This window comes from Haloimpatiens lingqiaonensis (assembly GCF_901447495.1).
In the GTDB taxonomy this organism is placed as follows: Bacteria; Bacillota; Clostridia; order Clostridiales; family Clostridiaceae; genus Haloimpatiens; species Haloimpatiens lingqiaonensis.
The window spans coordinates 1-9,010 of the sequence record NZ_CABDWS010000101.1; the positions used below are offsets into that span (position 1 = coordinate 1).

The 9,010-nt window shown below is 30.1% G+C and carries 7 protein-coding genes and 1 riboswitch; of the genes, 5 read left to right on the top strand and 2 right to left on the bottom strand.

Annotated elements, in window-relative coordinates:
- Positions 1 to 326 precede the first annotated feature (326 nt).
- Genes FGK85_RS13735 through FGK85_RS13750 form a run of 4 tightly spaced genes read left to right on the top strand, consistent with a single transcriptional unit; the run spans position 327 to position 4,671 of the window.
- Positions 327 to 974, top strand: coding sequence for a PHP domain-containing protein (locus FGK85_RS13735; RefSeq protein WP_138207556.1), 648 nt, complete (start codon positions 327 to 329; stop codon positions 972 to 974).
- Between the two features lie 47 nt (positions 975 to 1,021).
- Positions 1,022 to 2,059 (top strand): ABC transporter substrate-binding protein, encoded by a 1,038-nt coding sequence (locus tag FGK85_RS13740; RefSeq protein ID WP_138207558.1) that lies wholly within the window; start codon positions 1,022 to 1,024, stop codon positions 2,057 to 2,059.
- Positions 2,028 to 3,737 (top strand): ABC transporter permease, encoded by a 1,710-nt coding sequence (locus FGK85_RS13745; RefSeq protein WP_138207560.1) that lies wholly within the window; start codon positions 2,028 to 2,030, stop codon positions 3,735 to 3,737. The genes FGK85_RS13740 and FGK85_RS13745 overlap by 32 nt, the downstream gene beginning before the upstream one ends.
- The gene (locus FGK85_RS13750; RefSeq protein ID WP_138207562.1) at positions 3,721 to 4,671 is read left to right on the top strand and encodes an ABC transporter ATP-binding protein; all 951 of its coding nucleotides are present in this window, start codon (positions 3,721 to 3,723) and stop codon (positions 4,669 to 4,671) included. Before FGK85_RS13745 ends, FGK85_RS13750 begins: the two co-directional genes overlap by 17 nt.
- A gap of 163 nt (positions 4,672 to 4,834) precedes the next feature.
- On the opposite strand, the gene FGK85_RS13755 is transcribed toward FGK85_RS13750, so the two are convergent.
- The gene (locus tag FGK85_RS13755; RefSeq protein WP_138207564.1) at positions 4,835 to 5,446 is read right to left on the bottom strand and encodes a DUF2284 domain-containing protein; all 612 of its coding nucleotides are present in this window, start codon (positions 5,444 to 5,446) and stop codon (positions 4,835 to 4,837) included.
- Positions 5,447 to 6,049: 603 nt separating this feature from the next.
- Positions 6,050 to 6,230: riboswitch (Lysine riboswitch) on the top strand.
- A gap of 154 nt (positions 6,231 to 6,384) precedes the next feature.
- Between FGK85_RS13755 and FGK85_RS13760 the strand changes: the two genes are divergently transcribed.
- Entirely contained in the window at positions 6,385 to 8,088 is a 1,704-nt protein-coding gene (locus FGK85_RS13760) for a Na+/H+ antiporter NhaC family protein (protein ID WP_138207566.1), read from the top strand.
- A 447-nt stretch (positions 8,089 to 8,535) separates the two neighbouring features.
- Here the strand turns inward: FGK85_RS13760 and FGK85_RS13765 are convergent, their stop codons facing one another.
- The gene (locus tag FGK85_RS13765) at positions 8,536 to 8,742 is read right to left on the bottom strand and encodes a DUF378 domain-containing protein (RefSeq protein ID WP_138207568.1); all 207 of its coding nucleotides are present in this window, start codon (positions 8,740 to 8,742) and stop codon (positions 8,536 to 8,538) included.
- Between the last annotated feature and the right edge of the window lie 268 nt (positions 8,743 to 9,010).

The following is a 9,010-nucleotide window of genomic DNA, read 5'->3' on the forward strand; positions in this document are numbered from 1 at the left end:
ATAATTTGTAATAAGAATTGAAAGTAATAATTTATGTGCTAAAATTCTTGTTGTGGGTATGTAAAAAATAAATGTAATTGATAGAAAAATGTCTTAATTAAAAATAAAATACAAATTAATGGTAGCTTCATGTGGTTTTATAAAGCTATTTTTTATAAAAATCAAATTTTATTAAATAATGTCATTTAAATTATTTATTGTAAATTATATTTATAACTCATATTTAGGTAATCCATATAGTAGTCTAGAAAATACCTACAGGATAATAAAATTAATTTACTTATATACAACAGGTGCTATAAGAGACATGGAATGGAGTTGATAAAATGATTATAGATACACATATTCATGAGAGTAAGTATTCTTCTGATAGCAAAATGACATTAGAAGAAGTTATTGAACAAGCTAAAAAAATAGGATTAGATGGAATTTGTATAACCGATCATGATAATGATTTTATTAGGGAAGAGGCCAAAGAAGTAGCTAAAAAAATGAATTTTACAGTTATAGTAGGTGCAGAAATATTGACCCACGAGGGAGATGTTTTAGTTTTTGGAATGGATAAGTTACCAGATAAAAAAATTCATGCTTGGGAACTTACAGATATGGTTCATGAAAAAGGTGGAATAGCTATAAGTGCTCACCCTTTTAGAAATAATAATAGGGGATTAGGAGAAAACATAAGAAGAACTAAATACTTAAATGCCATAGAAACTTTTAATGGGAGTACTTTACCACATCATAATCTTCAGGGCTTTACTTTAGCAGTGGAATTAGGAATACCTTCTGTTGGAGCTAGTGATGCACATATTATAGATAAGATAGGAACTTATGCTACAAGATTTTTAACAGACATTAAGGATGAAAAAGATTTTATTCAAGCAATAAAAGATGGCAATTTTCATCCTGTTATGAAAACAGAAGAGGGATTTAAGGATATAGATTTATATATGGGCTACAATAAAAAATTATAATATATAACAAATTTAAAGTAACTTATTTTCGAAGGGAGAAGGGAAACATGAAAAAAAGAAGATTGTTATGCTCAGTGCTTGCTGCAGTTATGACAGTATCTCTTTTTGGATGTGGAGCTAAAAAAGAAGCTTCAAATACAAAAGAGGAAAAAAAGGATCTTAAGGGAAGCAAATTAAAGGTTTTTGCTGCATATGGTAATAAGGAAAAAATATTTGAGCAATTTGAGAAGGATACAGGAATAAAGGTTGAATTTATGGATGTATCTTCAGGAGAAGTTTTATCAAGGGCAAAAGCTGAAAAGGGCAAAGCTATAGGAGATGTTTGGTTTGGAGGCGGATTAGACAGTTTTATAGCAGCTAAAAATGAAGGATTATTAGAAAAATATGTTTCACCAGAAGCAGAAAATATTAAAGATGAATATAGAGATAAAGATGGATATTGGACAGGCGTTTCTTTAGTTATGGCAGGATTTATAGTTAACAAGGATTTGATGAAAGAAAAAAATTTAAAAATCCCTGAAAGCTGGGAAGAATTAGCTAAACCTGAATATAAGGGAGAAGTATTAATGGCAAATCCAGCTATATCAGGTACAACCTACGCTGCAATTAGTGGTATTCTTCAGCAAATGGGAGAAGAAAAAGGCTGGGAATACTTTAAAGCATTAGATAAGAATGTTCCATTCTATGCAAAAAGAGGGGGAGAACCTCCAACTAAAGCTAATCAAGGTGAAGTAGGAATAGGAATAGCTCCTATGAGTGGAGAATTCATAGCAAATACAACAAAATACCCAATACAACCAGTTTTCCCTAAGGACGGAGTGCCTTGGACACCAGCACCAGTATCAATATTTAAAGGAGCAGAAAATTTAGATGGAGCTAAAGCTTTTGTAGATTGGTGCTTATCTAAAAAAGGGCAAGAAGTATTAAGAGATAATGACCCAAGAATACCAACTAGAAAAGATGTTGAAAATCCAGAAGCATTAAAACCTTATGGAGATATAAACTTAATTAAAATAGATCTTGAAAAGGCTGGTAAAGAAAGGGAGAATATAATTGGAACATGGAACAAAGAATTTAAGAGATAATAAATTTAAAAGGGTATCTTCAAAAGATGCCCTTCTTTTCGATATTTTTGACAAGGGGCTGTATGCATTAGTTATACTTAGCATATTTATATTTGTTCTTTGGCCTATGCTGGCAGTAATAAAGGAAAGTATATTTAGAGATGGCACTATTACTCTAGATTTATATAAAAATCTTTTTGGGGAAAATAAAAAGATTTTATTTAACAGTTTATTTATAGCCACTATAGTTACTATTATATCCACAGTTATTTCATATTTTATAGCATTATATATAAGCTTTTCAAAAAACAAGGGGAAGAAAATAGTGCTATTAACATTGCTATTAACCATGATATCTCCACCTTTTGTATCTTCACTTGCATACATAACCTTATTTGGAAGAAGGGGACTTATCACTCACAAATTACTGCACCTTTCCATTAATCCATATGGATGGAAGGGCGTAGTTTTGATGCAGTGTTTTGGTCATATATCATTTGCAACTCTTATATTAATTGGTGTTATGAAAACCATAGATAAAAATATGGTTAAAGCATCATTGGATTTAGGAGGGAATCCGCTACAGACATTGTTTAAAGTTATAATACCATTATCTAAACCAGGAATAATAGTTTCTGTACTTATAACTTTTGTGAAGTCCTTATCTGATTTTGGAACTCCTATAATTATAGGGGGAGATTTTACGGTATTAGCCACAGAGGCTTATCTTAATATAGCGGGTTCTAGTAATTTATCTAAGGCTGCAGCTATAAATGTACTGCTTTTAATACCTGCACTTATAGCTTTTGTAGTTTATAGTTTTTATATGAAAAATTTACAGGGATTTTCATATATGTCTTTGAAATCTCCTGATTCAGGGGAAGAAACATTAAAATTCCCCAAAATATTTAATAGTATAATTGTTTTTATAACTTGGTTTTTTGTTATATTTATGTTAGTTCAATATGCTAGTATTATACTTTCTGCTTTTTTAAATTATAGTGGAAATAAATATTATTTTACACTAGAGTATTTTAAAAACTTTAAATATGGAAAATTAAAAAGCGTTTTAAGAAGTGTAATTTATTCCTTTATTGCAGCGGTATTAGGAAGCTTAATAGGGGTACTAATTTCCTATTATATTGACAGAAGAAATTTTGTAGGAAATAAGTTAGTAGATTTTATATCTACCTTGCCTTATATGTTGCCAGGACCTTTCTTAGGACTAGGATATATTTTAGCTTTTAATGATTATCCATTAGCTTTAACAGGTACTGCAAGTATAGTGGTTCTTAACTGTATTTTTAAGCAAATACCTATAGCTACTAAGGCAGGAAGTGCACTTATGAAAAATATAAGTATTGAAACAGAAAATGCTGCAAAGGATGTGGGGGCACATAATATTTTTGTTATTAAGGATATAGTGTTTCCTATGTTAAAACCAGCTTTTGCCATAAGCGCAGTGAACTTTTTTACTGCTACGATGACTACTGTAGGAGCTATAATATTCTTAATAACACCAAGTGCAAAAGTGGCTACAGTAGAAATGTTTAATGATATAAAAAGCGGAAATTATGGTTTAGGATCTGTTTGGGCAACCATAATCATTATAATAACCTTATTGGTAAATATAACCTTTTCTAAAATGCTTTTAAATAATGGAGAAAAGGAGAGTAAAAAAAATGTATCTAGAACTTAAAAATTTAAGCAAAACTTTTAGTAATATTAAAGCGGTAGATAATTTAAATTTAGAAGTAAAAAAAGGTGAGCTAATTTCTTTATTAGGTCCTAGTGGATGTGGAAAAACTACTACACTTAAAATGATAGGTGGATTCTTAGAACCTAATAGTGGTAATATAATATTGGAAAATGAGGATATTACTCATTTGGAACCTTATATGAGGCCTGTATCTACAGTTTTTCAAAATTATGCTCTTTTCCCACATATGACTGTTATACAAAATGTTATTTATGGACTAAAATTTAGGAAAATAAAGAAAAAAGAAGCTATATCCATGGGAAGAGAAATATTAGAAACTGTAGGACTTAAAGAATTTGAAAATCAGAATGTTACAAGATTAAGTGGAGGACAACAGCAGAGAGTAGCACTAGCCAGGGCACTTATTTTAAATCCTAAGGTATTACTTTTAGATGAACCTCTTAGTAATCTAGATGCTAAACTTAGAATAAAGATGAGAGAAGAAATTAAGGATATACAACTTAAATTTAATATAACTATGATTTTTGTAACTCATGACCAAGAGGAAGCACTAAGTATATCAGATAGAATTGTAGTTATGAATAATGGAAATATTGAACAAATAGGTACTCCAGAGGAGATATATAAAAATCCTTCTAGTGAATTTGTAGCGGATTTTATAGGAAGAGCCAACATAGTTAAGAGATCGGATGGAAATTATAGAGTAATAAGGCCTGAACAAATTAATTTGATTAAGTATAATGAAAATAGTGAAAATAATATTTTACTAGGAAGTATAATTCAGAAACATTTTAAGGGAGCCTTTACTACATATTTTGTACAAATTGAAGATCAAATAATGGAAGCGGATGTTGTAAATAATTTAGGAGAAGAATTTAGCATAGGGCAAAAGGTATGTGTAAAATTTAACTGAGGTTAATATACATAAATAAATTTATAAAATTCATATAAAATACAAAAACCATGCATAAATGAGAAAATAAATTTCTTTATGTGCATGGTTTTTAATTTACTTGTAGTTCGCAGATTTATATTTCAGTAGATAATTAAAAATGGGTAGCATTCAATGCTTAATATTAATGTACACTACTTGTTAATTGCATTTCTAACTCTTTGGTTGAAAGTTTTTCCTTTGAGAAAAGTGCATATATGGATAGACAGTATGGTGGAAGGGAATCCCCTGTAAATATTATCTTATCCTTTAGAATTTCTTCTGTTATGGAGGAAACTTCAAAGCCTAAGCTTTCTAAGGAATATCTTAATTTATCCTGGTGAACACAAGGATTATTTTTTTCTCTTGCACATTCATTGCATAAATTGCATTTACCACCTAAAAGTATTTTTGAATCACTAAAGAAGTTTTCCATAGAAAACATATTTCTATCCACAATTTTTCGCAATTTATAGTAAATATCTGTTGATATGTGAATATTATCCATGCCACTGGAAGTAAGTTTGTCTACATATTCTTTTATGTCACTGTAATTTAGTTTAGCACCAATTATATACGCAAATTTATAATTGCTTATATACTCTTCTTCCGAAAAATCATAAGGAGGACAGGACCAAACCTTTTGGAAGTTTGGACAATTTTTGCAATAGCCTCTTATGGTAGATTTTTTAAAAAACTTTAAAAGCTCATCTATGGATGTTTCCACTATTTTATAGTTTATAGGAAAATCGGTCATTTTAAACCACCCTTTCTTTAGAGATAAATAACAGAGACTAGATACTATGTAATAGGTACTAGGTACTAGGTTCTAGGTACTAAGTAAGGAGTATTACTTATCTGCAAATTTTTAATTTTAGTACCTAGTAACTAGCAACTAGCACCTAACTAAGTATTAGTTATCTGCAAATTTTATATTTTTATTTTATAACTGCGAAAGTTGAAATATCAAAGATTAAATATAAAATAACAAATAAGTATGTTTTTTTGCGAAGTTCTGAAAATGCATACTATATATTAAGTATACTATTTTTTATATATAACTCAACTTTTACACGTAAATTTCAAGTAATGAATGGGGTGCTAGGCGTATGTAGGTGCTAGGTACTAGGTTCTAGGTGCTAGTATTTAGGGGGTAATTATTAGGCTCCAATCCTCAGTTGTCAGTCACGGGTAGTAATGCAAATGTTAATTTCAAGTGGAAATAAGTTAATTAATTGTAGTGGAAGAAAAAAACTGTTGACAGGGTAGAAAAAGCTTATTATAATCAACACATAAGTAAATGCATTTACGAGGATGTTAATTAAATTTTACAAATGTATAATTATTTTAAGTAAATATTTGTGAAAATAGAGGCGCGATGCTTAAGAGTACTGTCACAGAGGTAAGCACTGTGAAGTGGCAGGAAAGGAAACGTCGCCGAAGCTTAAAGAGGATGCTTTAAATCTTTAATGCTGGGGATGCATAAAATATATGTATCACTGTCACAAGTAAGAAATTATTTGTGGAGAGCTATTGGTCAACAATGTTTACGCGTTAAGGAATTTTAAATGAGATGTTAAATTGCTTTGCAATTTTTACATTTTCATATTATCCTAATGTGTATTCGGCCTTGAGTTTAGCTCAAGGCCTTTTTTAGTTGTCACTAGTTCTCTTCCAAAATTAAAGGAGGAGAAAATGGAAATGAGAAGAAAAGGATTATTATTTGTATTAATGACTTTTATTATGATTTATTCAGTAAATTTAACTGTTTTTGCAGGGGAAGTGGACAAAGCTGCTTTAAATGCACAAAGGTTTGGATTTTGGACATTGATTCCACCGATAGTTGCCATAGTGCTTGCTTTTATTACTAAAAATGTAGTTTTATCTTTGTTTTTAGGAGTGTTTTCAGGAGCGATTATACTTCAATTAAATGGAGTTAGTCTTTTATCTGTAGTACCTAATGCATTTTTAATGGTGGTAGACAAAATTTTAACGTCTCTTGCAGATCCATGGAATGCAGGAATAATACTTCAGTGTTTAGCCATAGGTGGTCTTATAGCACTTATATCTAAAATGGGTGGGGCAAAAGCTATAGCTGAGTCTTTGTCCAAAAGAGCAAAATCACCAGTAAGTGTTCAAATTATAACTTGGATTTTAGGAATATTTGTATTCTTCGATGATTATGCTAATTCTCTTATAGTAGGGCCTATAATGCGTCCAGTGGCAGATAAAATGAAAATATCAAGAGAAAAGTTAGCATTTATAATAGATGCTACAGCAGCACCTATAGCAGGTATAGCTCTTATATCTACTTGGGTGGGATATGAGGTTAGTTTAATAAAAGATGGCTTTGGTCAAATAGGTATAAAGGCAAATGCATATAATACTTTTGTTTCAACTATACCTTATAGATTTTATAATATATTAATTTTAGTATTTATAGTGTTTACAGCTATAACTCTTAGGGAATTTGGTTCTATGCTTAAAGCTGAAAAAGACGCTAGGTCTGGAATAAATGTACAAGATTTCCATAACACAGATTCTAAGGAATTAGAGCCTAAGGAAGGTATAAAATTAAGCATTTGGAATGCTATAATACCAATTTTAGTGTTAATAATAGGAGCTTTTATAGGATTTTATTTAAATGGATATCACGCTATAATGGCTGGAAAAGATAAAGCACTTATAGATTTATTTAATACTGCACCAGCATCCTTTGCAGCAATTAGAGAAGCCTTTGGAGCATCTGATGCTAGTATAGTTTTATTCCAATCAGCTTTATTTGCAAGTATTGTTGCAATATTCATGGGTGTAGTGCAAAAAATATTTACAGTTTCAGAAGCTATAGATACATGGGTTGAGGGTACAAAAACTTTAGTAATAACAGGAGTTATACTTCTTTTAGCTTGGTCATTAAGTGCTATTATAAAAGATTTAGGAACTGCAAAATTTTTAGTTTCAATGCTTTCAGATAAAATACCTATGTTCTTACTTCCAACTTTAATATTTGTTTTGGCATCTATAATATCTTTTGCTACAGGAACTTCTTATGGAACTATGGGAATACTTATGCCCCTTACAATACCTCTTGCTAGTGCCATAGCTTCAGGAGATTTTAGATATTTAACCATAAGCATAAGTGCAGTTTTAACAGGAGCTATTTTTGGAGATCACTGCTCGCCAATTTCAGATACTACTATATTGTCTTCTATGGGAGCAGGATGCGATCACATTAAGCACGTTAGAACTCAAATGACTTATTCGCTATGCGTAGCAGTGGTTACAGGAATATTTGGTTATATACCAGTTACCTTAGGAGTGCCAGTTTATGTAGTTCTTATATTGGATTCACTTATTTTGTTTGCAATTGTTAGATTTGTAGGAAAACCGGTGAGCTAGAAAACAGTTTGCTAGTGCACTAGAAGAACAGTGTGCTAGTTGGCTAGCGTGCTAGATTGATGGTGACAATTGAGAATTAAGAATTAAGAATTAAGAATTAAAAATTAAGAATTAAAAATTAAGAAGTAAAAAGATAATAATTAATAGGTAAGGTAAAAGTGAAGAAGTAAGAGTTTCTTGAAAAAATTTAGCAAGCTGAATTTTTAGCACAACTATTACTTCTTAGCTCTTACTTATTACTTACCTTACTTATCAGCAAATTTCGAATTATAGTTAATTTCTCAAGGAGTTTTACTCTCTATTTTATGTTTTATAACTGTGAAAGTTGGGTAAATAACAAATATAATCCCCAGTTAATAATTTAAGCTTCCAATACTTATGATGGTGTTTTGGAGCTTTGAATTAAAGCTAGGGATTAATTTTATTTTACTTTTGGTTAACAGTGTATTATTCTTCTATTTCTCTTCTATCTTTGCCAAAGAAGGAAATAGCGTAAAGACCTGCTATACCTACAAGGGCATATATTATTCTTGAAAATGTACTCAAGGTACCAAACAAAGCTGCCACTAAGTCAAAGCCAAAGAATCCTATAAGTCCCCAATTAATTGCTCCGATTATAACTAATAAAAGAGCAATTGTGTCTAATGTTTTCAAAGTTAAACATCTCCTTCTAAAAATAATTTTCATAGTTATTATTTACAGTTAATATGAATTTAATACCTAAAAATAAACTTTTAATTACATATAGGAGAATTTTGTGATAAAATCATTATTATAGAGTTTATAATTAGGACTTAAGCAATTTGGTAATATGTCAAGAACAAAATAAAAGAAAAATGAAATGATTTCTTTAAAAAAGGGTAACCTTAACAAGCATACAGTCCAATAAGAATGTATGTTTGTATAATTATGAAATTTAATC